This window comes from Bradyrhizobium sp. MI1.7 (genome assembly GCF_055811795.1).
Genome location: NZ_JBVVPO010000032.1, coordinates 15,302 through 41,591, shown reverse-complemented (window position 1 = coordinate 41,591; position 26,290 = coordinate 15,302). Strand labels below are relative to the sequence as shown.

Genomic DNA, 26,290 nt, shown 5'->3' with positions numbered 1-26,290 from the left:
TTCGCTCACTTCATGTAATCAGGCAAAGTGAAGCCGTCATAGAACCGGTCGGCCTGGATTGCCGCCTTGAACCCAGGCGATTTGTAGCCGGCGACGATGTCCTGAGCCCATTCTGCGTTTGCATTCGCCTTCTTCACGGCGAGGACGTTGATGTAGGGCGTCGTCATCTTCTCCAGCGCAAAGGCGTTGGTCAGCTTCAGCCCGCTGAAGATCGCGAAATTGCCCTGTACGGCGGCGAAATCGACGTCGTCGAGCGCCCGTGGCGCCTGTGCGGCCTCGAGCGGCACGATCTTGATGCCGCCGGGATTTTTGATGACATCGAGCTCGGTGACGTCGACCGACTTGCTATCACGGATCTCGATCAGGCCGAGGTCACGCAGCACCCACAGCGCGCGCTGCAGATTGACCGGATCGTTCGGCACGGCGACGCTCGAGCCCGGCTTGATCGGCGTGCCCAGCGGATGCTTCTTCGAATAGAGGCCCATCGGCGGGGTGGGGACGTGGACGATGCCGACGAGATCGGTCTTCTGCCGCTCGTTGTAGGAATCGAGAAAGATCGTGTGTTGCATCACATTGGCGTCGATCTCGGATTTGAATACCGCATTGTTGGCTTCAAGGCCGGTCGAGAACTCGACATAGCGGATCTTGTAGCCCTTCTTCTTCAGCTCGGGCTCGACGCCGATCTTGAACTCGTCGATATACGGTCCCGGCACGAAGCCGACCCGGAGCTCCGGCTTCGCGGGCTGCTGTGCCAAGGCGTCTTCGGCGGCGAAAGGGGAAAGAGCCAAAAGGCCGGAGAGGAGAAACAACGCTGTCTTCATGTCTTCTTACTGGTCTCGAGTTGGGATGTCAGTGCGGAAGCGGTGTCAGGCGATCGCCTTGACCGCGTTGGAGTAGATGCTGGCGGGACGCGCCAGGCCGTAATGCTCGCGGAGCGTCGTACCGGTGTAGTCCTCGCGGAACAGGCCGCGCTTGCGCAGGATCGGGACGACCTGCTCGGCGAAGACGTCGAAGCCGCCGGGCAGCCAGGGCGGCATCACGTTGAATCCGTCCGCCGCACCGCCCTCGAACCAGGTCTGGATGTTGTCGGCGATCTTTTCCGGCGTGCCCGCAATCACCCAATGGCCGCGCGCGCCGGCGAGGCGCTGCACCAGCTGGCGGATGGTCGGCTTCTCGCGGTCGACGATGTCGACCACCAGCTTGAAGCGGCTGGCAACGCCGCGCGCGCTCGCGGTGTCGATGAGATGGCGCGGGACGGGGCCGTCGAGATCATATCCGGTGAGATCGACGCCGATCATTTGGCGCAGCTGGGTCAGGGAATATTCCGGTTGGATCAGCGCGTTGAATTCGTCCTGGAGCCGGTCCGCCTCGGCCTGCGTGCTGCCGATGAAAGGGCTAATGCCCGGCAGGATCTTGATCTCATCCGGACCGCGGTCGAAGGCGCGGGCCTGGCGCTTGATGTCGGTATAGAACGCCTTCGCCGAGTCCACGGTTTGATGCGCGGTAAAGATCGCCTCCGCAAAGTGGGCGGCGAAGGCACGGCCGTCGTCGGAGGCGCCGGCCTGGACATAGACCGGCCGGCCTTGCGGCACGCGCGAAATGTTGAGCGGGCCGCGCACGCGAAAGTGTTTGCCGACATGGTCGAGCGTGTGGATCTTGTTGGTATCGGCAAAAATGCCCGAGATGGGGTCGTTGACGAGCGCGTCATCCTCCCAGCTGTCCCAGAGCCGCGAGATCACGTCGAGATATTCGCGGGCGCGCTCGTAGCGTTCGTGATGCGAGGGGTGTTCGGGCAGGCCAAAGTTCTGCGCTGCTTGTGGCGCACTGGTCGTCACGATATTCCAGCCGGCGCGACCCTGGCTCAGATGGTCGAGCGAGGCGAACAGGCGCGCGAGGTTGTAAGGCTCGGTATAAGTGGTCGACGCGGTTGCGATGAGGCCGATGCGTTTCGTCACTGCGGCAATCGCAGCCAGCCAGGTGATCGGCTCGAAGCGAAAGCGCTGGGCATAGCGAACGTTGTCGGCGAGGGCCGGACCGTCGGCAAAGAAGATGGCGTCGAATTTACTGGCCTCGGCCCGCTGCGCCAGCTCCTGGTAAAAGGTGATGTCGAGGATGCGTTCCGCCGACGATCCCTTGTAGCGCCACGCGGCTTCGTGGTGGCCGCCGGGATAGATGAAGAGATTGAGAACAAGCTGCCGTTGATTGCTCATGGTTCGAATGTCCAGATGCGATTGCCGGAGAAACTAGGAGGCGGATGGAGTCGTTCGCGACCTCGGCTTTCGCGCGAAGGCGAAACGCAGATATCGCTCCAGGCGCAGGCCCTCCGGGGTACGCCTCGCCTCGACTAGCGCTGCAAAGGCCGCGTCGATCGCTGCCCGCTCCGCCGGCGAAAAGCCGCCAAGAAAGTTGCCGAAGGCGCTGGCCTCGGACCATCCCAGCACCGACGTCACGTCGCCGTGCAGATCGACGAGCGAGCGTAGGTCGCTTCGGTAATCGATGAATCCGACCTCGGCGAACAGGGCTCTGAGCTCTTCGTCGGTTGCTCCGAGCACGCGATGCGACTCGCTGCTTCTCTCGCCGAAGCCGGCCTGTTCGATCGCCTGGCGGAGCAGGGTTCGCGACTCGTGAGGTTTGGTCGGATCCTGAACGTTCAGCCCGATCTGGCCGCCCGGCCTGAGAACGCGTTCGATCTCACGTAGCGCCTGCCGCTTGTCCGCGATCCAGTGGAAGACGCTGTTGAGGTAGACGGCGTCGAATTCCGCGGGTCCAAAGCGCGAAAGGTCCTCGGCACGGCCGACATCGAAGGTCAGCGTCCCCGAGGCGCGCCGGCGCGCGATGGCGATCCGGTTCTCCAGCGGGTCGATGCCGATCACGCGGCCGGTCGGGCCGACAAGTCCCGCGACGAATTCGGTCAGGCGGCCGGTGCCGGCACCGATATCGAGCACGCGATCCCCGGACTTCAAAGCCAGCGGTCCGATGAGGAATTTACCATGGTGAAACTGGAGGACGCCGGTTTGCTCGTAGGTCCGTGCAAGCTCGGGCGTGTCCCGTTCAAGGCTGATGACGCCGGCGGTCGACATCGTGCTTTCCAAAATCTCCAACGAGCCGTCGAGACGGCTTGATCGAGACGAACTCTATGTTGTCGGGGTGAGAAAAGTCGATGAAATGGATTTGCGTTGTTCGGTGCGATGCGAGCATGAATCTAGCGGCGGGAGCGCATTCAGTAGATAACGTCGCGAACCGATCGTCTCAACTGAAAGTCGATCTGGCGAGCGAATGGCCGGTCGTGTCTTCTGGCTCGCGCCGCTGTCGGCGCAAATCTTTCAACACCGCGTGACCTCGCGGTCTGTTCGTTGTTCGGGCCGCAAAACAAAGCCAATTCCATTTCATTGACTGAGCACCGTTGGCTTCTACGATTTGATCGCATCTGATGCAGACAAATCCGGGTGCAACATGTTTCAGTCTGATGTCGACGAGGCGGCTCGCGAGACCTTGCGTCTGATTGGTCCAGATCCGCAGAACTGGGTCTCGGATCGTCACGGGGTCGACCACAACGTCGCCATCATCGGGGGCGGGCAATCCGGAAGCGCTTTCGCCTTTGCATTGCGCCGTGCCGGCATCGGCAAGGTCACGGTGATCGATGCATCACATGATGCGGCGTCGTCCGGTCCATGGCGGAGCAGCGCGCGCATGCACAAGCTGCGCACGCCGAAGAGCTTGCCCGGACCCGAGCTCGGCCTACCCGGACTGAGCTTCCAGTCCTGGTATGAGGCCCGCCACGGCGCGGCCGCGTATGAAGCGATCGATCGCATTGCTCGCGTGGATTGGGCCGCCTACCTCGATTGGTACCGCAAGACTCTTGGTATTGAGGTGCGCTACCGGGCGAAGCTTCTCCGCATCGAGCCGGCGGAGGATCATTTTCGGCTTCATCTCGACGTCGCCGGTGAGGCAAGGATCGAGACAGCCCGCAAGATTATCCTGGCCGGCGGTTTCCCAAGCAACGGCGGTCCGTCCGTCCCCGACGTGCTCTCCCGCAATCTGTCAAAGAAGCTTTACGCGCATACGTTGGAGGCGATCGATTTCGACAGGCTCCGCGACAAGTCGGTCGCGGTGCTGGGCAGTGCGGCCTCCGCGTTCGATGCCGCGGCAGTTGCGCTCGAAGCAGGGGCGAGGGAGGTGCATCTCTTTGCACGCCGCGGCAGGGTGGCCTCGGAGCCCGTGATCAGGACGCGTGGATATCCGGGCGCATACGACAATTACGGGGCGCTCCCGGACGCGGTGCGCTGGCATCAGGCCATTCGCTTCCGTCGCGCGGGATCGACGCCGCCGCCCGATGCAATCGCGCGTGCGGTCAAGTTCCCCAACTTCCACCTTCATCTGGCAGCGCCGTGGACATCAGCCAAGCCGTTCGGACGGCGGCTGCTCGCGACCACGCCGCAGGGCGACATCGCATTCGATTTCGTCATCGCCGGTACGGGCTACCAGGTCGATCTGGCGAAGCGGCCTGAGCTCGCCGCCTTCTCCGACGAGATCCTGCTATGGCGCGACCGCTATTCTCCGACCGCGGACGAGCAGGACGAGGCCCTGGGCGCACACCCTTATCTCGGTGCGGGCCATGAATTCCTGGAGAAGGAGCCCGGCCGCGCGCCTTACTTGCGGAACATCCACGTGTTCAACCCCGCGGCATTCGTCAGCTTCGGCCTGCCGATTGGGGACGTGCCGAGCTTCAAGCGCGATATTCCGGGCGTCGTGGCGCGGATCAGCAGGGATCTGTTTCTTGACGACCTTCCGGCGCACGAGGCGCGGATCAACGGGCCGATCGCCGACGACTTCGAGCCGGCCCTTTACGCGTCGGCCGTTTGGCGGTCGCCGAATATCGTCGCGGCAGAATAGAGCAGAGTGCAAGTAGCAACTGGACACGCCATGATCGTGGATGCGTCTGTTTCTTAACGGCCTCGAACTTTGGAAGCTATTTCCGAAGTCCTTGAGTTAGCATCCTGTGACTGAACAAGGGGCTGCATCGATGCAGCCCCTGGGGAAGATCCCGCCAGACGCGATTGTCGCCAGAGCAGACGGCGGTCTCGCAAGAGGATCGATCGCAACATCACTGCCTTTCACTCCGCCATCGCAGCAGCGATCGGCGAACGGCGGAGCCTTGTCCAAATGGATCGCGGTCTCGGGGAAGATGACATGACAGACGGAATCAACATCGACAACGTCATTCCGCGTTCGGATATCGTCAAGCGATCGGCCCGTATCGGCGCCGAAATCAGGAACATCAAGCTATCGGGCGATCTTCCGGATCGGACGATTGCGGCGATCAACCAGGTGCTGCTCGAGCACAAAGTCATCTTCTTCCGTGACCAGAATCATCTCGACGATGCCGAGCAGGAGCGTTTTGCCCATCGGCTCGGCAAGCTGGTGCCACATCCCACGGTCGGCGCCACCAAGGGAACGGCCTCGATCCTCGAACTTGACTCCGCGCGCGGAGGCGGGCGCGCCGACCAGTGGCATACCGACGTCACATTCGTCGACGCTTATCCGAAGATCTCAGTCTTGCGCGGCGTCGTGATCCCCGAGTTCGGCGGCGACACGATCTGGTCGAACACGGCGGCGTCCTATCTGGATCTGCCGGCTCCGCTGCGCAAGCTCGCGGACGAGTTGTGGGCGGTGCACAGCAATGCCTACGACTATGCAGTCAAGACCCGCGCGAGCGATGCTGACCGGAAGCAATTCGAGGAGGTCTTTACGGCGACGGTCTACGAGACCGAGCATCCCGTCGTCCGCGTCCATCCCGAAACCGGGGAACGGACGCTGGTGCTCGGCAATTTCGTCCAGCGCTTTGTCGGCCTGTCGAAATACGACAGCCAGAAACTGTTCGACCTGTTCCAGTCGCACATCACCGCACCCGAGAACACCGTGCGCTGGAGCTGGCGGCAGGGTGACGTGGTGATCTGGGACAATCGCGCGACCCAGCACTACGCGGTCAACGATTACGGCGACCAGCACCGCGTGGTCCGGCGTGCCACCATCGATGGCGAGGTGCCGGTCAGCATCGACGGCCGTAGCAGCGTGACCCGCGTCAAGGCGGCGAAGCCGCAGGCGAAGGCCGCCTGAAGCGAGCAATGGAGTGAACACAATGAAGATCGCTATCTCTGCGTTGCGTCGTCTGGTTGCCGGTCTGCGGGCAAGAGGGCGGCAACTCGGTCTGGCCGGCCTCGGCCTGACGGCTCTCGCCAGCAGTGCCATGGCCGAGCCGCAGCTCGAAAAGACCGAGATTCGTTACCAGGGCTGGGCTGGGCAGGTGACGTTCATCGAACTGGCCGACGATCTCGGCTATCTCGCGCCGCTCAAGCTCAAATGGGTCGGCAACACCATCAGCGGTCCGCAGGACATCCAGACCGTCGTCACCGGCGACATCGATATCGGCGGCGCGTTCTATGGCGCGATCATCAAGCTGATCGCAGCCAGGGCGCCGATCAAGGCTGTTGTCGGCTATTACGGCTCGGACGACAACACCTACAACGGCTACTACGTGAAGGAGGACAGTCCGATCAAGACCGCGCGCGACCTGATCGGCAAGAAGGTCGCGGTGAACACGCTGGGGGCGCATCTCGAATTCGTGCTGCGCGAATATCTGGCCCGCAATGGCCTGACGCCGGCTGAGGCGAAGCAAGTGACGCTGGTTGCGATCCCGCCGGTCACCGGTGAGCAGGCGCTGCGGCAGGGGCAGGTCGAGGTCAGCACGCTGAACGGCGTGCTGCGCGACAAGGCGCTGGAGCGCGGCGGCATCCGCAGGCTGTTCGCGGACTCTGACATCTTCGGAAACTTCACTGGCGGCTCCTATGTCTTGCGAGACAAGTTCATCAAGGACAATCCCAACGCGTCCCGCAAGCTGATCGAGGGCGTGTCCCGTGCCATCGCCTGGGCGCAGACGACGCCGCCCGAGGAGGTCCGGGCCCGCTTCGAACGCATCATTGCCGATCGCAAGCGCAACGAGGACGCAACACCCATCAAATACTGGAAGAGCACGGGTGTCGCGACCAGGGGCGGGGTGATCGGCGATGCTGAACTCCAGGTGTGGATCGACTGGCTGGTCAAGGACGGTCTGTTGAAGCAGGACCAGCTCAAGCCATCGGACATCTATACCAACGAGTTCAATTATTTCCGCCCCGGCAAGACTGCGGAGGCCAAATGACCATGGCCAAGATCCGCTTCGAGCATGTCCGCAAGGAGTTCGTGGTCCGCGGCAAGAATGGTGGGCCTGCGCAGAGCTTCACCGCGCTTGATGATATCACGCTGGATGTTCGTGCCGGCGAATTCCTGGCACTGGTCGGGCCGAGCGGCTGCGGCAAGTCGACCTTGCTGGATCTGCTCGGCGGACTGACGGCGCCGAGCAGCGGACGCATCCTGCTCGATGGCAACACCATCGAGGGGCCGGCGCGCGACCGCGGCATTGTGTTCCAGCAGTACGCGCTGTTCCCCTGGCGTACAGCCGCGCAGAACGTCGAGTTCGGGCTCGATATTGCGGGTCTCAAAGCCAGGGAGCGACGCGAGCGGGCTCTGCATTATCTCGATCTGGTCGGACTGTCCGGCTTTGCCGATCGCTATCCGCACGAACTCTCCGGCGGTATGAAGCAACGCGTTGCGATCGCGCGAAGCCTTGCCTACGATCCGGAGGTGCTGCTGATGGACGAGCCGTTTGCCGCGCTCGACGCACAGACGCGTGAGACGCTGCAAGGCGAGCTGCTGCGGATCTGGCGCAGGACCGGGAAAACCATCCTGTTCATCACGCACGGCATCGACGAGGCCGTCGTGCTCGGCCAGCGCGTGGCCGTGATGACCTCGCGCCCCGGCCGGATCAAGCAGATTGTCGATATTCCCGCCGAGCTGCACAGCGAGACCGAGGACGTCCGCTCGCTGCCCGAGTTCGGGCAGGTCAGGCACGAGGTGTGGTCCTTGCTGCGCGACGAAGTGTTGAAGGCGCAGGGCTCGCAGGTGCCCGCGCCGGACGGCGAGCGCGCAGGAAAGAAGGAGTTGGCCCATGTCTAATCTGGAGATCCTGACGCTGCTGGAACTCGCCGAGGGGAGTCCGAAGGATCGGGTCAGACCACGCGCCGGCGCGGTTGCCGCCGCGACGGGCAGCCTGGTGCGATGGTTCGGCACCATCGGGCAACGATCCCTGCTGCTACTGGTGTTCCTGGCTGTCTGGGAGACGACGCCGCGCCTCGGGTTGATCGACGTGACGTTCCTGCCGCCGTTCTCCGAGGTGATCGCCGCGGGCTGGCAACTCGCGCAGAGCGGTGAACTCTATGACGACGTCGGTGCAAGCCTGCTGCGAGCCCTGAGCGGCTTCCTGATCGCCATTGTCCTGTTCGTGCCGTTGGGTGTGCTGACGGGATGGTACGCCCGGCTGGGCGACTTCCTGAACCAGATCATCGAGATCGCCCGTAACACGGCGCCGCTGGCTCTGCTGCCGGTGTTTATTCTGCTCCTCGGGATCGGAGAGCTCTCGAAGGTCACCATGGTGGTTTATAGTTGCGCTTGGCCGTTACTTCTCAATACGATCGCAGCCGTGCGCCAGGTCGATCCGCTGCTGGTCAAGTCAGCGCGGACGATGGGCGCGACACCGAGCCAGTTGTTCCGGAAGGTGATCCTGCCGGCATCATTGCCGACGATCTTCGTCGGCATCCGTCTGGCGAGCGCATCCGCGATGCTGGTCCTGGTGGCGTCAGAAATGGTCGGCGCGAAATCGGGGCTCGGCTATCTCATCATCAACAGCCAATACAGCTTCCTGATCCCCCAGATGTATTTTGGCATCCTGGGCATTACCGTGATCGGCCTCGTCTTCAACGCGATCCTCGAGACGCTGGAACGCCGCCTGATGCGCTGGAAGGCGCCGGCCGCCTAACCCTGCTTGTTGCGGGCGGTGGCCTGCGTCACGATGCTGTTCGGCGGCACGTCCTGGGTGACCCAGACGTTGCCGCCGATCGTCGCGCCTCGGCCGATCGTGATCCGCCCGAGGATGGTTGCGCCGGCATAAATCACGACGTCGTCCTCGACGATCGGATGCCGTGCATCGCCCTTGATCAGATGGCCATCGTCGTCGGTTGGAAAGTGGCGCGCGCCGAGCGTCACGGCCTGATAGATCCGGACATTGTCGCCGATGATTGCGGTTTCCCCGATGACCACACCGGTCCCGTGATCAATGAAGAAGCCGGATCCGATGCTGGCGCCGGGGTGAATGTCGATCCCGGTTCTCGTATGAGCGATCTCCGCGACAAGTCGGGCGATCAAGCGCGCATTGAGCCCATCAAGGATATGTGCCAGCCGGTGATGGATGATCGCCGTCATGCCCGGATATCCGATCAGGATCTCCGGAAAGTTCCTGGCTGCGGGATCGCCGACGAAGGCGGCTCTCAGATCGGAGATCAGGAGTCCACGCACCACCGGCAGGCGCTCGCCGAACTGCCGCGTCAGCTCGACCGCGTCCTCGCGCCGGTAGCCCGGGATCAGCTCGTCACCGACGAATCGTGCGCCGCGGTGGATCTGGTCGCAAAGGCCGTCGAGGGCGATGCTCAGGCGATTGCCGACGAAATAGTCGATATTCTCGCCGTCGAGGTCGAACTGACCGTAATGCCTCGGAAACAGCGCCTCGGTGAGGCCATCCAGAATGGCTTGAAGCGCCTCGCGCGAGGGAGCGCGTCGCGCCTCTCCGTCGCGCCTTATGCTGTGTGTTTCTTCGCGCGAGAGGCGAAGCTCGGCGACAATCCTGTCAAGCTGCCAGCGCCCGCCGCTGGGCGATTCCGGCGGGTTATCTGACATGGGCCAACGGAATGCTGATCTCGGCGAGGAGGTCGAGGTCGAAGTCATGGGTGATCCTGATGTACTGGCCGTTCCAGTACACCAGGCCCGACAGCTCGTGGGACAGCTCGAAGCTCAACAGGCTGCCGATGATGATGCCATGCGAGTGCCGTTCGATGATTTCCTCGACCTTGCATTCGATGGTTGCGAGGGTGTCGCCAAGCAGCGGCACGCCGGCCGTCCCCGCGGACCATCGGATCCCGTCGAAGCGCTCGTGGCCCTTCAAGCTGCCGTCGCTGAAGCGCCCGGCGAGGGCCTGCTGATCCGATCCCAGAATGTTGACGCCGAATACGCTGTAACGCGCGATTCGAGCAAAGGACGAGGCCTGCCGGTTGACGCTGACTAGTAGCCGGGGCGGACTGGCGCTGAGCGATGTCAGGGACGTCACCGTCATGCCGGTGATGTCCTCGTCGCGGCCGGCCGTGATGATGGTGACGCCGCCGGCCAGGCGCCGCATCACGGCTCGAAACTGATGCTCGACCTCGTCATCGCCGCTGACCAGATGAATGTCGGACTTTCCCATCTGTCGCTCCTCGCATCGGACGCTGTGGATCGGCCTGCTCTCTCTCAGAAAAAGCCCTTCGGGGGCAATGGCGTGCCGTTGATCTCGAATTCTCCGATTGAGCGCGCCTTGTAGGTGGTCGGATTGTGCGAAGAGAGCGTGCGCGCATTGCGCCAGTGACGGTCGAAGTTGGTGACCTTCTTGGTCGCCGATGCGCCGCCGACATCGAACAGCAGGCTGCCACCTCGGATGGCGAAATCATCGGCGATGATCTTGGCCTTTGCCGAGAGCAGCGCGGCGGTGTGCGCCGCCTCTGTAGCGTTCGCCGCGCCGACGTCGAACGCATCGGTTGCAATGTCGAGCGCCTCGGCGGCCGCCAGCACCACCGTCTCGGCCGCAAAAGCGCCGCTGGCGATCTGGCCGACCGTCTGTTGCAGGAGCGGATCGTCGGTCGGGATCTCGGTGGGCGCGTAGTAAAACGTACGCTTGCGCGAGCGGACCAGGGCTGTCGCATCGCGCAGCGTCGCACGCGCAATACCCGCGACGATCGCCGTCAGAAACAGCTGCGCAAACGTGTTGGAATAGGGCACACCATAACCGCCGTCCGGCGTGTCGAACACCACTTCCTGGCGCCTGACCTTGACGCTGCGGAAGTGCGTGGTGCCGGTCGCCGTAAGCCGTTGTCCGAGCCCGTCCCAGTCATCGACCAGCTCGATGCCCTCGCGCTCGATCGGCACGATCGTGGCGCCCGTCGCACCGGACGGATCGGCCGCGCGCACCAGCACATAATCCGAGTACAACGTGCCTGTGCTGTAGTATTTGGTGCCGTTCAGCAGATAATCGCCGTTCCCGTCGGGCGTGAACGTCGTCCCGGGCGTGACATTGCCGACGCGCGGGCTTTCAAGCTCGGTCGTCGCAAGTCCGATGATGGCGCCCTCGGCGACCGCCTTCTGCCATTGCCGGCTCTGCTCGTCCTTGGGGGAACGCACCAGGCGCTCGACCACGCTGAAATGGTTGCGCAGGATATGCGCGACATTGGCGTCGGCCTCGCCGAGGCGGATGACGAAGGCGAAGAGATCGCGGATCGTGCTGCCGGCGCCACCGGCGTCCAACGGCAGCCGCAACGCACCAAGGCGGGCCCGGCGAATGAGATCGATGACCTCGAACGGCAGAATGCGGTCGCGCTCGCGGTCACTGGCGCCCTCGGCGATCTGGTTAAGGAGCGCCTCCAGCTCCGGCGAACCGGTCTTGAGCGGTTCGGGTGTGCCGAGGGAGGGGGCGGACACGGTCTTGTTCATAGTGTTGGCCTGTTATTAGAGCTGGGCGAGATGGTCGGTCACCTTGACCGGCTCGGGTAGAACCTTGCGGGCCGCGAGCCAGTCGGCGGCCTTTTGCAGCTCGCTGATGAAGCGCTCGTCGTTGACCGCGAAGTACCGGTATTTGCGGTTCATCGCGATGAACTGGTCGCGGACCTGATCGCTGTATTTCCCCGCCTTCTGGGCGATGTACTCGGCATCCCTGCTGTTCTCCGAAATCCACTTGCCTTCGGCGCGGAAGGCGTCGTTCACCGCGCGGACGAGGGCGGGATTGTCGGTCGCGAATTTGCGGGTGGTCAGATAGGACGTGTAGTCGATCTGGAATTCGAGATCGCGGCCTTCCAGAAAGATGTCGTGCGCCTTGTATTCGAGCCGGGCGATGTCGACGCCAGGGCTCCACATCGACCAGGCGTCGACCTTGCCGGAGGCGAGCGCCGGCGCCGCATCAGGAGGATTGAGATAGACGAACTTCACCGCGGAGCGGTCGACCTTGTGTTTCTCGAGCGCCGCGACCAGCAGGAACTCGCCGAGGCCTGAGCGGTTGACCGCGACCGACTTGCCGACGAGATCTTCGATCCTGTCGATGCCCGAGCCGTCCTTGGCGATGATCGCTGTGGTGCGGGGCTCGTAGACCACGAACTGGGTGAACACCAGCGGCGAGCCGGCGATGATAGCGGCGAGCGCAGGCGTGGTGCTGCCGCCAAAGCTGAAATCTGCGCTGCCGCCCGTCACCGCCTGCAAGGTCGGCGCATGATTCGGGAAGGGGCCGAGCCACTCGACCTTGATGCCATCCTTGGCCAGCACCTTCTCGAACTCGCCGCGCTCCTTGGCGATCAGATTGAGGCCGCTCAGGCCCCAGGTCAGGCGGACCGTGTCGGTGGTACGGCCAGGCGCGGCCTGGGCGAATTCGCTGATATTCATGCCGGCGAGCGCGCCAATGCCAAAAGCTGCGGAGCCGAGGAAGCTGCGCCGGGATGGTTTGGCAGATGAAGTGTCGGACATGTTGGCCTTCCGGATGATTAGCTGGGAGAATGGGGGACCACGCCAAGCTCGCCGAGGAGCTCGGCGCGCGAGATGGGTGTCGAGCCGTCACGCACGGCGCGATGGTCGAAGGCGATCGCGCCGTTGCGCATCACGAGGATCCGATCGGCCAGCGCGATGGCTTCGTCGACATCGTGGGTGACGAGCAGGACGCCGGGCTGATGATTGGCAACCAGTTCGCGGACCAACTCGTGCATCCGGATACGAGTCAGCGCATCGAGGGCTGCAAACGGCTCGTCGAGCAACAGAAGCTCGGGCTGCTGCACCAGCGCGCGGGCGAGGGCAACGCGCTGGGCTTGCCCACCGGACAGATTGCGGGGCCAGTCGTCGAGCCTGTCACCGAGGCCGACCTCGCTAAGCGCTTCGGCGGCGCGTTCGCGAGGATCAGGAGCCCGCAAGCCGAGTGCCACATTGCGCCAGAGATTGTCCCACGGCAGCAGCCGATGCTCCTGAAACACCACGGCCGGCCGGCGGGGCGCCACGATACGGCCCCCCTGGATGGGGTCGAGCCCGGCCAGCGCCCGTAACAATGTTGTCTTGCCGCACCCGCTCTCGCCGAGCAGGGCGACGAATTCGCCACGATCGATGCGCAGGTTCAGCTTCTCGATCACGACGCGGCTGCCGTAGCTGCGAACGAGGTTGCGGACAACGACGGCCGGTTTGGATTCGAACGGCGCGGAGGGCTGCGGAGCGACGTGCACGTTCATCTCGCTGCTCCGTAATTCGGATGCCAGGCGAGGAGGCGCTGTTCGAGAAAGCGCGCAATGGCGTCGGCCGCGACGCCGACCAGCGCATAGATCACGATCGTCAGGACGATCACATCGGTGCGCAGGAATTCGCGGGCATCCATCGCGAGAAAGCCGATTCCCGACTGCGCGCCGATGGTTTCAGCCACCACCAGCGCGAGCCACGCCGTGGCAAGAGCGTAACGAACACCGGTCAGGATCGACGGCAGCGCGCCTGGAAGGATGATTCTGCGGATCAGTTGGAGCGAGCTTAGGCCCTGGACCCGTCCCAACTCGAGCAGCTTCGGATCGACCTGGCGGATGCCGAGCACGGTGTTGATGTAGATCGGGAACGTGACGCCAAGTGCGACAAGGAAGATCTTTTCCGCTTCGCCGACGCCCAGCCAGACGATGACGAGGGGGAGCGCGGCGAGGAAGGGGATGGCCCTGATCATCTGCACGCTGCGGTCGATCGCGGCTTCCGCTACCCGCGAGAAGCCGACAAGAACGCCCAGCGTGGCGCCAACAGCGGCACCGATCGCAAAGCCGGCTGCGGCACGCAGGAGGCTGACGCCGAGGTCGTTCAATAGGCTCCCGGTGGTCGCAAGCTTGAACGCTGTCCGGATGACCTTGCTCGGCGCGGGCAGAACCTGTGGCGAAAGCCATCCCGCCTGTGCAAGCGCCTCCCAGACAATCACGAGCATCGCGGGCGCGATCCAGGACAGGAGCTGAAGGCCGCGAGCACCAAGCTTGCTTGCTCGCGCCGGCGATTGAACGTTGCCCTGCGTTGACGGCGCGTTAGCCGCGCCGATCGCCGTACTGTCGATTTGGCTCAGTTCGATATTGCTCAAGACGCGAGACCTCGTTCCACCTCCTGCATCCGATCCGGGAGGTGCGACGCCAATGACTTGCCGTCCGCGGAAAATGTCCCACGAAATCGGCCCGACAGAAATAGAGCGCTATTTCAATTGTCATTCGATACGGAGTGATCTGCTGTCGTTGCGGCGCCGCTGCACGACAAAGAAAATCTTTTGAGGCGGATGTGCTTGATCTCGCATCAGCCGTTGGCGAGAACAGGTACCGATCGATAGCATGGCCAAAGAAAGTTACAGGAGAGCACGATGGCGACTGCACCTCTTCGCTTCGGCATTTGGGCGCTGGTGCATGGGCCGCGCGCGGCGCATCAGGATCCCGAAGAGCCTTATGATGCGTCCTGGGAGCGCAATCGCGATCTCATCCTTGCAGCCGAAGAGCTCGGTTATGATTCAACGCTGATCGCGCAGCACACCATCAACCCGCATCAGGAAGACCTCGATCAGCTCGAGGCCTGGAGTGCCGCGGCAGCGATCGCGGCGCTGACCAAGCGCATCGAGATCATTGCTGCGATCAAGCCCTATCTCTATCACCCCGTCGTGCTGGCGAAGCTCGCACTCGGGATCGAGAATATCAGCGGTGGCCGGTTTGCGATCAATCTGGTCAATGCCTGGAACCGTCCCGAACTGGAGAAGGCCGGGATCGGCTTCCCGGACCATGACGCTCGCTATGCCTACGGCCGCGAGTGGATATCTGTCGTCTCGCGTCTCATGGAAGGCGAACGTCTCAATTATGCGGGCGAGCATTTCAACGTCACGGACTATGCCCTGCGCCCGACCAGCCTGTATCGCAAGCGTCCGGCCATCTATGTCGGCGGTGAGTCCGAGCCGGCGCGCGGCCTCGTTGCAGGCCACGGCGACGTCTGGTTCATCAATGGCCAGCCGCTGGAGGATGTGGCTGGGTTGATTGCCGATGTCGCAGTGCGCCCGCGCGATGCCGCGCCGCCGCTCCGTTTCGGCTTGTCGGCCTTCGTCGTCGCACGCGAAACCCGGGAGCTGGCGCAGGCCGCTTACGAGCGGTTGCTGAGCCTCGCGGCAAAGGATGCGCCGATGAAGGCGATCCAGAAGCAGAACACCGACCCTGAGGTCGTGATGATGCAGACCATGCAGAAGACGCCGCGCGTTGGCAGCAATGGCGGTACTGCCGCGGGGCTGGTCGGGAGCTATGACGAGGTGGCGGAGCGCATCGAGGCGTTCCATGCGGCCGGCATCGAGCTCTTCATGCTGCAATTCCAGCCGTTCGAGGCCGAGATGCGGCGATTTGCACTCGAGGTAATTCCGCGCGTGCGGGCCAGGCGATCGGCCAAGGCCGCCGACGGGTGGGCTCGATCTCTGGGATAGATAGTCGGGACAGCTAGGCTGATGCGACCTCCGGCGACCGCTTCGCATATCGGCTCACTGGTCGCTGCAGGCCAAAATGATCGCGCAGCGTCGAGCCGGCGTACTCGGTGCGGAACAGCCCGCGACTCTGTAGGATGGGCACGACGGTATCGACGAAGGTCTCCAGACCGGACGGCAGTACGTCTGGCATGAGGTTGAAACCGTCGGCGGCACCCGCCTTGAACCAAGCCTCGATGTCGTCGGCGATCTGCTCCGGCGTGCCGACGATGATGCGATGTCCGACGCCGCCTCCGAGCGCGCGGATCAGCTGTCGGACTGTGAGATTGCCACGCCGTGCGATATTCACTGTGCCTTGGAACATGGTGTGGTTGGCATTGACCGGAAGCGGCAGGGGATCCGGCAGGGGCTTGTCGAGCTCGAGGAGGGTAGGGTCGATCTGAAGCGTGCCGGCCAACCGCGCCAGGCTGTATTCGATCGGTACCAGTTCCCAGAGCTCGTCCTGTCGCCGCTTGGCTTCGGCCTCGGTGCTGCCGATGACGGTGGCGAGCCCGGGCAGAATGACGATGGAATCGCCGGAACGACGATAGGACGCGGCGCGTGCGCGCAGATCGCGCGCATACGCGACGCCTTCCTCGATGCTCTGCGCCAGCGTGAATACGGCTTCTGCATAAGCTGCCGCGAAATCGCGCCCGTCATTCGAGCCACCCGCCTGCACCGTGACCGGTCGCCCCTGTGGTGAGCGTGGGACGTTCAGCGGTCCTGCCACCGAGTAATGCGGGCCGCGGTGCGCGATCGGGTGCACTTTCGACGTATCAACAAATCGCGCGCTCGCCTTGTCGCCCACAAAGGCGTCGTCCTCCCAGCTGTCGAACAATGCGTGGACGACTTCCGTGAACTCCTTGGCGCGTTCGTAGCGTGCCTTGTGTTCCAGTGCACCCGTGAGGCCGAAGTTGCGGCTTGATGCGGCATCTGCCGTGGTGACCGCGTTCCATCCCGAGCGGCCGCCGCTGGCGTGGTCGAGCGTCACGAAACGGCGTGCGATGTTGTAGGGCTCGTTGTAGGTCGTCGACACGGTCCCAATCAGACCGATGTGCCTGGTCGTTGCGGCAACTGTTGCCAGCACGATGGTCGGCTCCATCGACGTGAACGACCGGTAGTCGATGCGGTCGTTCACGGCTGGCGAGTCCGCCAGAAAGATAGCGTCAAACTTGCCGCGCTCGGCAATCTGAGCCACGCGCACATAATGACCGAGATCGAAGAAGGCGCGTGGATCGCTGTCGGGCAGTCGCCAGGCTGACGGATATACGCCGGAGTGAAGCAGGTTGACGTTCAGGTGCAATTGGCGTGGCGACATGGGGATTACAAAGGTCAGCTGGTTGTCGGGTCACGATGCGCAACGATCGTGCAGCATCGAATTGTCGGATTGGCGTTCGATGTCGTCGATTTCATCCACCGTCGGCGTGAGGGCTCGAATAATTTTTCAAACTTCATGTGCAGCCGTGGTCGCGACCGTTTGCATGTTGCGTTTGCGCGCGACGACGAATTACATCGCGATGCAACAAGAGATAACGCCTCGTGCAGATCGGATGAAGCGCAAACGAACGTCATCCTTCAATTGATGATGTTCGATGCGCCGATTGCAGGGGCAGCAGCAGAAACGATTGCGAGTGACGCGGATGAAGAAGAATAATTTGCTGGTGAGCGGCGTGGCGATTGCCTTGCTTGCGTCGAATGTAGCGTATGCCGAAGACAAGCCGGTTTCCGGAGGCGCGTTGCGGTGGGGCGTGACGACCGAGCCATCATGCTTCGATCCGCATTATTCGTCACAGCAGGCCGCGTTCTTCGTGGCCCGCAATTACATCGACTCGCTGATCGCGAAGAAGGCGGATGGCACGTTCGCACCCTGGCTTGCGACCGAGTGGTCGATTTCGACCGACGGCAAGGAATACACATACAAGCTGAGGGAAGACGTCGTCTTCCACGACGGGGAGAAGTTCGACGCTGCAGCGGTCAAAGCCAACTACGATTTCGTCAAGAAGCCCGAGAACGCGGTCACCGCGGTCTCGCTGCTCCAGGCCTACGATCGTGCCGAAGTGGTCTCGCCCTATGTGGTCAAACTGGTGTTGTCGACGCCGGATTCGAGTTTCCTGGAGTCGACGTCGAATGTGAAGCTCGGCCTGATTTCGCCGAAATCGCTGGTGAAGGGTGATCTCTGCGGAGGTGGACGCGGGTTGGCCGGCACGGGACCGTTCGTGTTCGAGAGCTACACGCGCGGCCAGTCCGCGGTGTTCGCGCGCAACGCGGCCTATAATTGGGCGCCTGGCAATGCCGCGCATAACGGACCTGCTCATCTGGACCGCGTCACTTTCCGCTTCCTCCCCGAATATGCCGTTCGCACGGGCGCATTGGCCTCGGGGCAGGTGGATCTGATCGAGGGCGTGCAGCCGACCGATGCGCCGCTGTTCGCGGAGCAGCCGGGCTTCAAGCTGCTGACCGGCCCGTCCGGCGCCAGCACGTCCTTCACCTTCAACATCAACTACACGCGCCCGCCGGCGGACGATGTTCGCGTGCGCCGCGCGCTGCGCGACGGTTTCGATCTGGAGCCGATCGTGAAGCAGGTCTATCTCGGCACCGTGCCGCGCGCCTGGTCGATCATCGGCCCGGCCAATCCCGCCTATAACAAGGCACTGGTCGGTTCCTGGGGCAACGACATTGCTGGCGCCAACAAGCTGCTCGACGAAGCCGGCTGGACCGGCCGCGATTCCGAAGGCTTCCGCACCAAGGACGGCAAGCGCCTCTCGGTCGAGGTCGGCTATCCGCAGCCCTATGTGCGCGACAATCGCGACATCCTTATCCAGGGCGTCCAGGCGGCGTTGCGCAAGAATGTCGGCCTCGATCTCAACCTGCGCCTGATCACGGCGGGCGAATACGCCAAGAACAACGCCAACGGCACCTGGGTGATCTATCCCAATACGGACAATCCGTCCGATCCTGCCCGCGAGCTCTGGGACATGCTGGGGTCGAAGGGCTTCCTCTATTCCAACATTCCCAATCCAGACCAGGAGATCACGAGCCAGATCGACGAGTCGTTGCGGACGACCGATCCCGTCCGCAAGCGGCAGCTCACCGACGCGATTCAGAAGCGGGGTGTGGACCAGGCCTTCATCGTGCCGTTGTTCGCGCCGAGCTGGTTCCTGGCGGCGAAGAGCAACGTCAACGGTCTGGGCTTCGAGGCCGGCCTCGACTCGCCGTCCAGCGCCTACGATTTCTGGATCGCGAAGAAGTAGGCCATGTGGTCCCGCATCGTCTCCAGGCTGTTCACCAGCCTGGTGGTGGCCTGGGCGAGCGTGACAGCAACGTTTCTCGCGTTGCATGCGCTGCCCGGCCGCATTCAGGACATCCTCGCCGGTGACGTCGAATATCCCGGCCTCCGTGAGGCGATCGCAGCCGAATGGGGCCTAGATCGCTCGTTGCCCGAGCAGTACGTCGAGTTCTTGTCGCGCATCCTCCGCGGCGATTTCGGCACGTCCTATGTGCTACGCCAGCCGGTGATCGAGGTCGTCGGATCGCAGCTTCTGCCGACCGTCGAGCTCGCGCTCACGGCCGGCGTGCTTGCGATCGTGATTGCCGGCTTTATCGCGCTGCTGACTGCGGGGCGAGGGCGGTTCTCGCGCGAGCTGGCCTCGTTCGTCGAACTGGTGTTCGCCTCGACGCCCGTCTTCTGGCTCGGCATCCTCCTGCTGATGGCATTCTCGTTCAATCTGCGCTGGTTTCCAGTATCGGGCGCGGAGGGGTGGAATTCCCTCGTGCTGCCGGCGATCACCCTGGCATTGCCGACCGCCGGCCTGCTGACGCAGGTTCTGCGTGAAGCCATGGAGAAGACGCTCGACCAGCCCTTCGTGACGACCGTGCGGTCGCGCGGCGTCGGCGAACTCGTCATTCGCTGGCGTCACGTGTTGCGGCACGCTCTTTTGCCGGCGGTGACGCTAGGCGGTTGGCTGATCGGCGGCCTGCTCGGCGGTGCGGTCATCACCGAGAAGGTGTTCGGCCGGCCAGGCCTCGGCACGGTAACGTTGGGCGCGGTGCTGACCCACGACGTGCCGGTCGTGCTCACCGTCGTGCTGCTCGCAGCCTTCATCCACGTCGCCGCGTCCACGCTGCTCGACATCCTCTATGTGCTGATCGACCCGAGATTGAGGGCCCAATGACCGCGCCGTCGCATCGCTCCTTCGACACGGCCGTACCGCTCGAGGCCCCGCAAGACCTCGTTGGCTTTGAGGCGTCACATTCTCTGGCTGCAATCGCTGTTCGGCGCCGTCTGCCGTTCGGGCTCGTCCTGTCCTTCGTCTTCGTCGCGTTCCTGATCGCGGCGTCGATCGCGCCTTCGCTGTTCACGCACTTCGATCCGCTCGTCGGCGATTTCAGCGAGGGCCTGAAGCCGCCGGGCTGGGCGCATCTGTTCGGGACCGATCGGCTCGGCCGCGACGTCTTCGCGCGGACCGTCTTCGGCACGCGCTACTCGCTCCTGATCGGGTTCGGCGGTGTTGCGGTCGGACTCGGATCGGGCATTGTCCTCGGCATCATCGCGGGCCAGCGCAATCGCATTCTGGATGAGGCCGTGTCGCGCCTGTTCGATATGCTGTCGTCATTTCCCGGCGTGCTGCTCGCCATGCTGATCGTGACCTTCCTCGGCCAAGGCATGCTCAACATCGCCATCGCGGTCGGCATCGCCGGCATCCCGAAATTTGGTCGCGTGGTGCGGGCGCAGACCCAGCTGATACGCGATGCCGATTACGTGACGCAGGCCGCGATCTACGGGTTGAGCCGCTGCCAAGTGTTCATCCGGCACGTCCTGCCCAACGTCCTTGTTGCCATCCCGATCATCGCCACCGTCTATATCGGCTCGACGATCCTGATCGTATCCGGCCTGAGCTTCCTCGGGCTCGGACCGCAGCCGCCGACGCCGGAATGGGGCGTGATGCTGGCGGAGAGCCGGGATGTGCTGCGCGTCGCCTGGTGGCCTGGAGTCTTCCCGGGCCTCGCCATCACCGCGACGGTGATCGCCTTCAGCGTGATCGGCAATCACCTACAACAGAGATTTGAAGGGCGGCTCGCATGAGCAGCGTAGGTTCGCAGATAGATCTGGCAGCGCCGATCGTCGAGGTGCAGGGACTGAGCATCGGCTTTGCCGGCGCCAATGGTGGCAAGCCGATCGTTGTTGATTTCGATCTGACGATCGGGCCCGGCGAATGCGTTGCCCTGGTCGGTGAATCCGGCTCGGGCAAGAGCATCACCGCGCGAAGCCTGCTCAATCTCGCCGGCGACGGTGCGAAGACCGCCGCGCACCGGTTCGAGATCAAGGGACGCGACGCTCGCAGCTTCGGCGAAGCCGACTGGCGCAAGCTGCGCGGGACCGTGACCGGGCTCGTCATGCAGGATGCTCTGGTCTCGCTCGATCCCTTGCGCACGATCGGCCAGGAGGTTGCCGAGGTCATTTCGAGCCATCGCATTCTGACCGATGCAGGCGCTATCCGGGATCGGACGCTGCAGACGCTCGGCAAGGTCGGCATTCCCAACCCCGCTGATCGTGCCCTGCAATATGCGCATCAATTGTCCGGTGGCCTGCGCCAGCGTGCGCTGATCGCGTCGGCGATCGCGGCTGACCCCGATCTCATTATCGCGGACGAGCCGACGACCTCGCTCGACGTCACCGTCCAGGCGCAGGTGCTCCAGGTCTTGGCGGAGCGAATCCGGGAGGGGGCGGGTCTCCTGCTCATCAGTCACGATCTCGCGGTGGTCGCCGGCATCGCCGACCGTGTCATCGTGATGCGTGACGGCAGGGTGGTCGACAGCGGGCCGACTCGCGATGTCCTTACCCATCCGCGCCATCCCTATACGCGGCAGTTGATCGCGGCGGTTCCGTCGGGGCGGTCGCGCGGGTCCAGGCTCGCGTCGGCGAGGTTCGAGCCCGGTGCGGGTGATGCGACGGCGGTCTCCATCGTGCGGGAGCCCTTGCCGCAGCGACAGGCGGCAGGCGAGGTCGTGCTCGAAGTCAAGGAGATCTCGAAGAGTTTCATTGCGCCGAAAGCCGCCGGACGGGCGAAGTCGGTGGTCCTGCAGGACATCAGCTTCGATGTCAGGGCCGCCGAGGTCGTCGGCATCGTCGGCGAATCCGGCTCGGGAAAATCCACCTGTGCCAAGATCGTGCTCGGGCTGCTTCACCCGGATGACGGTGAGGTAACATTGCTCGGAGAGCCCTGGTCCTCGGTCGCGGAAGCCGGGCGCCGCCGGCTTCGTCGCAAGCTGCAATACATCCCGCAGGACGCACTTAGCAGCTTCGATCCGCGCTATCGCGTCAGGAACATCATTGCGGAAAATCTTCCGGGCGCCGATAGCCGCATGGCGCGCCTGGACCGGATCGTGTCGCTGCTCGAACTGGTCGGCCTGAGTGCCGATCATCTCGATCGGGTGCCGCGATCATTGTCCGGCGGCCAGCGTCAGCGGGTGTCGATCGCGCGGGCGCTAGCGGCTGAACCCGCCATCATCGTCTGCGACGAGCCGGTCTCGGCGCTCGACATCTGCATCCAGGCCCAGGTGCTCGATCTCCTGGCCGAGCTCCAATCGCGGCTCGGAACGGCGCTGCTGTTCATCTCGCATGATCTCGGCGTCATCGAGCATCTGTGCGACCGCGTGCTGGTCTTCCAGAACGGCCGCATCGTCGAGCAGGGTGGCGCCGAGGCCGTGCTCAGGCAACCGCAGCACGCCTACACAAGGAGCCTGCTGGCATCCGTGCCGGACATCCAGCGTGGCTTGAGCGCGGCCTAAGCTGGAAGTCAGGACCCCTTCGGCGCCCAGATCTTGATCGCCGTGGTATCGATCTTCACGGGGATCAGGCCCTCGGCGTGGAACGCGTCCGCAATGCGCTGCTGCTCGGACAGGCCCGGGCCGGTCACCGCGCCCACCTGATAGGAACGGTGGCTGTTGGCCTCTTCGACGGTCGCGGCGTCGATACCCCAGAGCCCGGCGAGCAATGTGGCCGCGTCCTTCGGCTGGGCCTTGACCCATTTTCCCGTCTGGGAGAGTTTTGCGAAGATCACGTTGAGCACCTCGGCGTGCTTGTCCGCATACGCGGCCGAAGCGAGATAGTAGCGCTTGTAGCTCGCGAGACCGTTGCTGCCGTCCGTCAGGATGCGGCCCTTTGTCTGGTGCAAGGCGCTGGTCAGGAACGGATCCCAGGCCACCCAGGCATCGACGTTGTTGCTAACGAACGCAGCGCGGCCGTCGGCGGGTGTCAGATAAGCGGGCGTGATGTCCTTGAAGTTGAGCCCGGATTTCGCCAGCGCCGCAAGCAGCAGATAGTGGCTGCCGGCGCCCTTGGTGACGGCGATCTTCTTGCCCTTGAGCTCAGCAATGGTCTTGATAGTTGAAGACTGTGGAACGACGATCGCTTGCGCTGCCGGCGAGGCGGCTTCTTCCGCGACATAGGCGAGCTTGGCGCCGGCGGCCTGCGCGAAGATCGGCACGGTGTCGGCGACGTCCGCGCCGAAATCGATGCTGCCGATGTTGATGGCTTCCAGCAGCGGCAGGCCGCTGCTGAATTCGTGCCAGGAGATGGTGACGCCGAGCGGCGCGAGGGCCTTCTCCAGCTCCCCGTTCGTCTTCAGGATCGCCGTTAGTGTCGAGGATTTTTGATAGCCGATGCGGATCTCCTCGGACCTCGCGGGCTGAACGGACGCCACGGCCAAGAGGCCGAGCGCAACCGCGGCAAGGGCTCGCAGGCGGAACGTGAGATGATGCATTTCGGGTATCCTGTTCAACGAAACTGCCTTGCCGTCTCGAGCTCTGTTTGGGGGAGACTGGACGGCTCACTTTGCCGGCAAACGGGTCCGCGTGGCAATTTCGCAGTCGGGCGCAGAAGGGAACGAACATTCTCTCGTGCGTCCGGAATTGAGAATGGAGTTATCGGCGCGGAAAGGATGTTGTCGTAGCGCACTGCCTGGACGCATCCGATCAGGGCGATGAGCGGGGAACACAGCTTGGCTCATCGCTGTTCTGCGCGGAGCGCTTCCGTGCGGCGTAGCTCTCGCCGGAAATCGCGAAGCTTACCAGCGCCATGATCCAGACGGACAGTCCGCCATAGAGCATCATCAGCCTGAAGCCGTGGATCAGCGCATTTTGCACGGCAGTTTCCGCTGCCGGCAGGAGGCTCAGCTCGGGGAAGTCGGACATGCCTGCGGTGCCGCCGGCGATCCGCTCCGCAAGGTGTTGCAGATGGCTGGCATCGAGCGCACCGGGAAGCGCGCTGCTCAGCCGGGAGGAAATGCCGGCGATCAGGATGAAGCCCATCAAGGCGATGTTGATGGCGAGCGCGATCATGCGGGCGCTCATGTCGATGCCCGATGCCATGCCGGCTCGCGTGCTCGACACCGCTCCCGTCGTGACGTTGGTCACCGGTGTGTTGGTGAGAGCAAGGCCAGCCCCCGCAAGCAGGCATCCTGGCGCCAGTGTCAACCAGGTAACATGCTCAACGCCGCTACCGGCCCACATCAGCATGAAGCCAAGTCCGATGACGAACAGGCCAACCGGAATGGCGATGCCGCCGCCGAACCTCAGCAATATCCGTTCGCCGAGCGGCGGAATCACAAGCGTCGGAAGCGTGTAAGTGAGAAGCGCAAGGCCAGCTGCGACGTTGTCGTAACCAAGGGCGCTGCGATAGAAGATCGGTAGGTAGATCATGAAGGGCCAGAAGCTGAAATTCATGCCGGCCGATCCGAGCAGCGCGCCCGAAAAGGCGCGTATCCGGAACACGGAGAAGTCGAACATCGGGCGGGCGCTATGCAACTCCGCTAACACGAAGGCGATGAAGCTCAGAACGGCCGTCGCGGCGACCGTAAGGCCGGTTGGGCCAGTGAAGCCGAAGTCGGGGCCTTCCGTGATATAGAAGGCGACGCAGAACACCGACGTCGAGAGCGTCGCAATGCCTGCGATGTCGAGGTGCTTTGCCTCGGGATCGCGCGACTCCCGCACGCCGGTCACGGCGAGCGCGATCGTGACGATTGCGATGAATGCGTGGATCAGGAACACCCATTGCCAGCCGGAGACCGCGACGATCGTCGCGCCGATGATCGGTCCGAAACCAAGACCGATGCCGAAGATGATCCCCCAGGCGGCGAAGGCGCGTGCGCGCTCGGGGCCTTCCCGGAATTGATGGGAGAGAACCGCGACCTGACAGATCAGCATCGCACCACCGCTCATGCCCTGGAAGAAGCGGCTGACGATGAGGAGGAGCGCGTCTTCCACCAGGCCGCAGATCAGGGAGGCGAGGCCGAACACGGCGATGCTGACCACGAATACAAGCTTTCTGCCATAGCGATCTGCCAGCGTGCCGGTTGCCATCAGCACCGTCGTGACCGCGATGGTGTAGGCATTCATGATCCATTGCAGCTGCTGGAAGCTGGCGTGCAGCACCGTCTCGAGCGTCGGCAGGATCGTCGGTACGCTGGATATCTCCAGGCCGAACATGAGGGACGCGAGGCACGCTGCGGCAAGGGCGATCGTGTTTCGTCGTGATGATAAGACCGTCAAGGCTGTGACCTCCAAACATGGTGTCGATTGCCAGCACGCATGCGCCATCGCTCGCTCCGGGAGGGATTGGCGTCCCGTGCGCTTAGGCCCGCGTCAGGCTGAGCGAACATAGGGGGCCCTTGACCACAGCAAAATCCGATCGATATAGATTTCAGAGACAACAAAGCCGGATGATGGAATGCTCTCGCTCGATGTCGATGCCGTCAGAGCCTTTGTGATGGTGGCCGACCTTCACAGCTTCACGCGCGCCGCCAAGGCGTTGGGGACGACGCAAGGCGCGATCAGCGTCAAGCTGAAGCGGCTCGAGGATCGCATCGGGCATCGGTTGCTCGAGCGGACGCCGCGATCGGTCCGGTTGTCTGCGCAAGGGACGGCTTTTCTGCAGGGCGCGCGGGAGCTGATCGTTGCTCACGAACGCGCGATCGCGGGGCTCAATGCGTCTCCGCGTCACTTCGGACTTGGTATCGCTGCGCATATCGCCGGGCCGGAAGTCCCAGCCCTGCTGTCACGTCTCCACGCGCACGATCCGAATTTGACCATCGAGGTCCAGCTCGACAATTCGCGCAACCTCCTCGACCTGTTCGACCAGGGACGGCTCGATGCGGCCATCGTCCAGCGCGAGGACGATCGTCGTGATGGCGAGACGCTGGCGCGTGAGCGCTTCGGCTGGTTTGCGGCGCAGGGGTTCGAGCACAGGCCGGGAGAGCCCTTACGTCTGGCTGCGCTGGCTCCGACCTGCGGCGTGCGCAACGTAGCCACGCAGGCGCTGGATACGGTCGGCATCAAATGGATCGAGGTGTTCCTGGGAGGCGGCTCTTCGGCGGTTCACGCCGCCGTCGTGGCGGGGCTCGCCATCGCGCCGCTGTCGTATCGGATCGCGCCGAGTGGCACGATCGACATCGGCGAGAAGCTTGGGCTTCCCAAGCTGCCGCCGTCCGAGGTCGTGCTTCATTCGTCCTTGACCGATCGGCGGTCACGGGCCGCCTTGGGGGCGCTGGCAGCCGCGTTCCGCGAGCATCGCACGCAGGCGTGAGCTCCGTCCTT

At 63.6% G+C, this 26,290-nt stretch carries 24 protein-coding genes; 12 read left to right on the top strand and 12 right to left on the bottom strand.

The annotated features are described in order from the left end of the window. Positions 1-5: 5 nt before the first annotated feature. From AC0L3X_RS26255 to AC0L3X_RS26245, 3 genes are read right to left on the bottom strand one after another with little or no spacing between them, the layout of a single operon-like run. The gene (locus tag AC0L3X_RS26255) at positions 6-821 is read right to left on the bottom strand and encodes a MetQ/NlpA family ABC transporter substrate-binding protein (protein WP_063984180.1); all 816 of its coding nucleotides are present in this window, start codon (positions 819-821) and stop codon (positions 6-8) included. Positions 822-866: 45 nt separating this feature from the next. Continuing rightward, the gene (locus AC0L3X_RS26250) at positions 867-2,210 is read right to left on the bottom strand and encodes an LLM class flavin-dependent oxidoreductase (RefSeq protein ID WP_063984179.1); all 1,344 of its coding nucleotides are present in this window, start codon (positions 2,208-2,210) and stop codon (positions 867-869) included. A gap of 33 nt (positions 2,211-2,243) precedes the next feature. Continuing rightward, entirely contained in the window at positions 2,244-3,080 is an 837-nt protein-coding gene (locus tag AC0L3X_RS26245; protein WP_063984178.1) for a class I SAM-dependent methyltransferase, read from the bottom strand. Between the two features lie 373 nt (positions 3,081-3,453). On the opposite strand from AC0L3X_RS26245, the gene AC0L3X_RS26240 reads away from it, so the two are divergent. The 5 genes from AC0L3X_RS26240 to AC0L3X_RS26220 all read left to right on the top strand — a co-directional run bounded on the left by AC0L3X_RS26240 (position 3,454) and on the right by AC0L3X_RS26220 (position 8,911). Beyond that, positions 3,454-4,893: an FAD-dependent oxidoreductase gene (locus AC0L3X_RS26240; RefSeq protein ID WP_063984177.1), complete on the top strand. Its 1,440-nt coding sequence runs from the start codon at positions 3,454-3,456 to the stop codon at positions 4,891-4,893. A 297-nt stretch (positions 4,894-5,190) separates the two neighbouring features. Then, positions 5,191-6,117 carry a TauD/TfdA dioxygenase family protein gene (locus tag AC0L3X_RS26235; RefSeq protein WP_283018598.1) on the top strand — a complete coding sequence of 309 codons (927 nt, stop codon included), beginning with the start codon at positions 5,191-5,193 and terminating at the stop codon, positions 6,115-6,117. A 22-nt stretch (positions 6,118-6,139) separates the two neighbouring features. Further along, entirely contained in the window at positions 6,140-7,198 is a 1,059-nt protein-coding gene (locus AC0L3X_RS26230) for an ABC transporter substrate-binding protein (RefSeq protein WP_283018599.1), read from the top strand. After that, a complete protein-coding gene (locus AC0L3X_RS26225) occupies positions 7,195-8,052 on the top strand; it encodes an ABC transporter ATP-binding protein (RefSeq protein ID WP_283018600.1) in 858 nt (285 codons plus the stop codon). Before AC0L3X_RS26230 ends, AC0L3X_RS26225 begins: the two co-directional genes overlap by 4 nt. Continuing rightward, the gene (locus tag AC0L3X_RS26220) at positions 8,045-8,911 is read left to right on the top strand and encodes an ABC transporter permease (protein ID WP_063984176.1); all 867 of its coding nucleotides are present in this window, start codon (positions 8,045-8,047) and stop codon (positions 8,909-8,911) included. Before AC0L3X_RS26225 ends, AC0L3X_RS26220 begins: the two co-directional genes overlap by 8 nt. Here the strand turns inward: AC0L3X_RS26220 and epsC are convergent. The 6 genes from epsC to AC0L3X_RS26190 are packed head-to-tail and all read right to left on the bottom strand — an operon-like array spanning position 8,908 to position 14,152. Further along, positions 8,908-9,825: a serine O-acetyltransferase EpsC gene (gene epsC, locus AC0L3X_RS26215; RefSeq protein WP_166352076.1), complete on the bottom strand. Its 918-nt coding sequence runs from the start codon at positions 9,823-9,825 to the stop codon at positions 8,908-8,910. The genes AC0L3X_RS26220 and epsC overlap by 4 nt on opposite strands. Further along, positions 9,815-10,387 (bottom strand): flavin reductase family protein, encoded by a 573-nt coding sequence (locus tag AC0L3X_RS26210; RefSeq protein WP_063984174.1) that lies wholly within the window; start codon positions 10,385-10,387, stop codon positions 9,815-9,817. Before AC0L3X_RS26210 ends, epsC begins: the two co-directional genes overlap by 11 nt. A gap of 44 nt (positions 10,388-10,431) precedes the next feature. Next, positions 10,432-11,664: an acyl-CoA dehydrogenase family protein gene (locus AC0L3X_RS26205; RefSeq protein WP_063984173.1), complete on the bottom strand. Its 1,233-nt coding sequence runs from the start codon at positions 11,662-11,664 to the stop codon at positions 10,432-10,434. Positions 11,665-11,679: 15 nt separating this feature from the next. Then, positions 11,680-12,684: an NrtA/SsuA/CpmA family ABC transporter substrate-binding protein gene (locus tag AC0L3X_RS26200; protein WP_063984172.1), complete on the bottom strand. Its 1,005-nt coding sequence runs from the start codon at positions 12,682-12,684 to the stop codon at positions 11,680-11,682. A gap of 17 nt (positions 12,685-12,701) precedes the next feature. Continuing rightward, complete coding sequence (locus AC0L3X_RS26195; protein WP_354132309.1) at positions 12,702-13,430, bottom strand: ABC transporter ATP-binding protein; 729 nt, start codon at positions 13,428-13,430, stop codon at positions 12,702-12,704. Then, complete coding sequence (locus AC0L3X_RS26190; RefSeq protein WP_063986497.1) at positions 13,427-14,152, bottom strand: ABC transporter permease subunit; 726 nt, start codon at positions 14,150-14,152, stop codon at positions 13,427-13,429. The genes AC0L3X_RS26195 and AC0L3X_RS26190 overlap by 4 nt, the downstream gene beginning before the upstream one ends. Before the next feature lie 417 nt (positions 14,153-14,569). On the opposite strand from AC0L3X_RS26190, the gene AC0L3X_RS26185 reads away from it, so the two are divergent. Continuing rightward, positions 14,570-15,661 carry an LLM class flavin-dependent oxidoreductase gene (locus tag AC0L3X_RS26185; protein ID WP_063984170.1) on the top strand — a complete coding sequence of 364 codons (1,092 nt, stop codon included), beginning with the start codon at positions 14,570-14,572 and terminating at the stop codon, positions 15,659-15,661. A 13-nt stretch (positions 15,662-15,674) separates the two neighbouring features. On the opposite strand, the gene AC0L3X_RS26180 is transcribed toward AC0L3X_RS26185, so the two are convergent. Continuing rightward, entirely contained in the window at positions 15,675-17,015 is a 1,341-nt protein-coding gene (locus tag AC0L3X_RS26180) for an LLM class flavin-dependent oxidoreductase (protein WP_063984169.1), read from the bottom strand. Between AC0L3X_RS26180 and AC0L3X_RS26175 the strand changes: the two genes are divergently transcribed. The 5 genes from AC0L3X_RS26175 to nikE are packed head-to-tail and all read left to right on the top strand — an operon-like array spanning position 16,974 to position 22,486. Beyond that, on the top strand, positions 16,974-17,351 hold the full coding sequence (locus AC0L3X_RS26175; protein ID WP_187388103.1) for a hypothetical protein: 378 nt from the start codon (positions 16,974-16,976) through the stop codon (positions 17,349-17,351). The two genes, AC0L3X_RS26180 and AC0L3X_RS26175, sit on opposite strands and share 42 nt — an antisense overlap. Beyond that, the gene (locus AC0L3X_RS26170) at positions 17,338-18,948 is read left to right on the top strand and encodes an ABC transporter substrate-binding protein (protein WP_063984168.1); all 1,611 of its coding nucleotides are present in this window, start codon (positions 17,338-17,340) and stop codon (positions 18,946-18,948) included. Before AC0L3X_RS26175 ends, AC0L3X_RS26170 begins: the two co-directional genes overlap by 14 nt. A gap of 3 nt (positions 18,949-18,951) precedes the next feature. Continuing rightward, the gene (locus AC0L3X_RS26165; RefSeq protein ID WP_063984167.1) at positions 18,952-19,869 is read left to right on the top strand and encodes an ABC transporter permease; all 918 of its coding nucleotides are present in this window, start codon (positions 18,952-18,954) and stop codon (positions 19,867-19,869) included. Beyond that, on the top strand, positions 19,866-20,780 hold the full coding sequence (locus AC0L3X_RS26160; RefSeq protein WP_084795211.1) for an ABC transporter permease: 915 nt from the start codon (positions 19,866-19,868) through the stop codon (positions 20,778-20,780). Before AC0L3X_RS26165 ends, AC0L3X_RS26160 begins: the two co-directional genes overlap by 4 nt. Next, positions 20,777-22,486: a nickel ABC transporter ATP-binding protein NikE gene (nikE, locus tag AC0L3X_RS26155; protein WP_283018603.1), complete on the top strand. Its 1,710-nt coding sequence runs from the start codon at positions 20,777-20,779 to the stop codon at positions 22,484-22,486. The genes AC0L3X_RS26160 and nikE overlap by 4 nt, the downstream gene beginning before the upstream one ends. Positions 22,487-22,494: 8 nt before the next feature. Here nikE and AC0L3X_RS26150 read toward each other — a convergent pair whose 3' ends face one another. Together AC0L3X_RS26150 and AC0L3X_RS26145 are read right to left on the bottom strand one after the other, a co-directional pair. Further along, the gene (locus AC0L3X_RS26150) at positions 22,495-23,460 is read right to left on the bottom strand and encodes an aliphatic sulfonate ABC transporter substrate-binding protein (protein ID WP_063984166.1); all 966 of its coding nucleotides are present in this window, start codon (positions 23,458-23,460) and stop codon (positions 22,495-22,497) included. Positions 23,461-23,671: 211 nt separating this feature from the next. After that, positions 23,672-25,294, bottom strand: a complete 1,623-nt coding sequence (locus AC0L3X_RS26145; RefSeq protein WP_063984165.1) for an MFS transporter — start codon at positions 25,292-25,294, stop codon at positions 23,672-23,674. A gap of 130 nt (positions 25,295-25,424) precedes the next feature. On the opposite strand from AC0L3X_RS26145, the gene AC0L3X_RS26140 reads away from it, so the two are divergent. Next, the gene (locus AC0L3X_RS26140) at positions 25,425-26,279 is read left to right on the top strand and encodes a LysR family transcriptional regulator (protein ID WP_063984164.1); all 855 of its coding nucleotides are present in this window, start codon (positions 25,425-25,427) and stop codon (positions 26,277-26,279) included. Positions 26,280-26,290 lie beyond the last annotated feature (11 nt).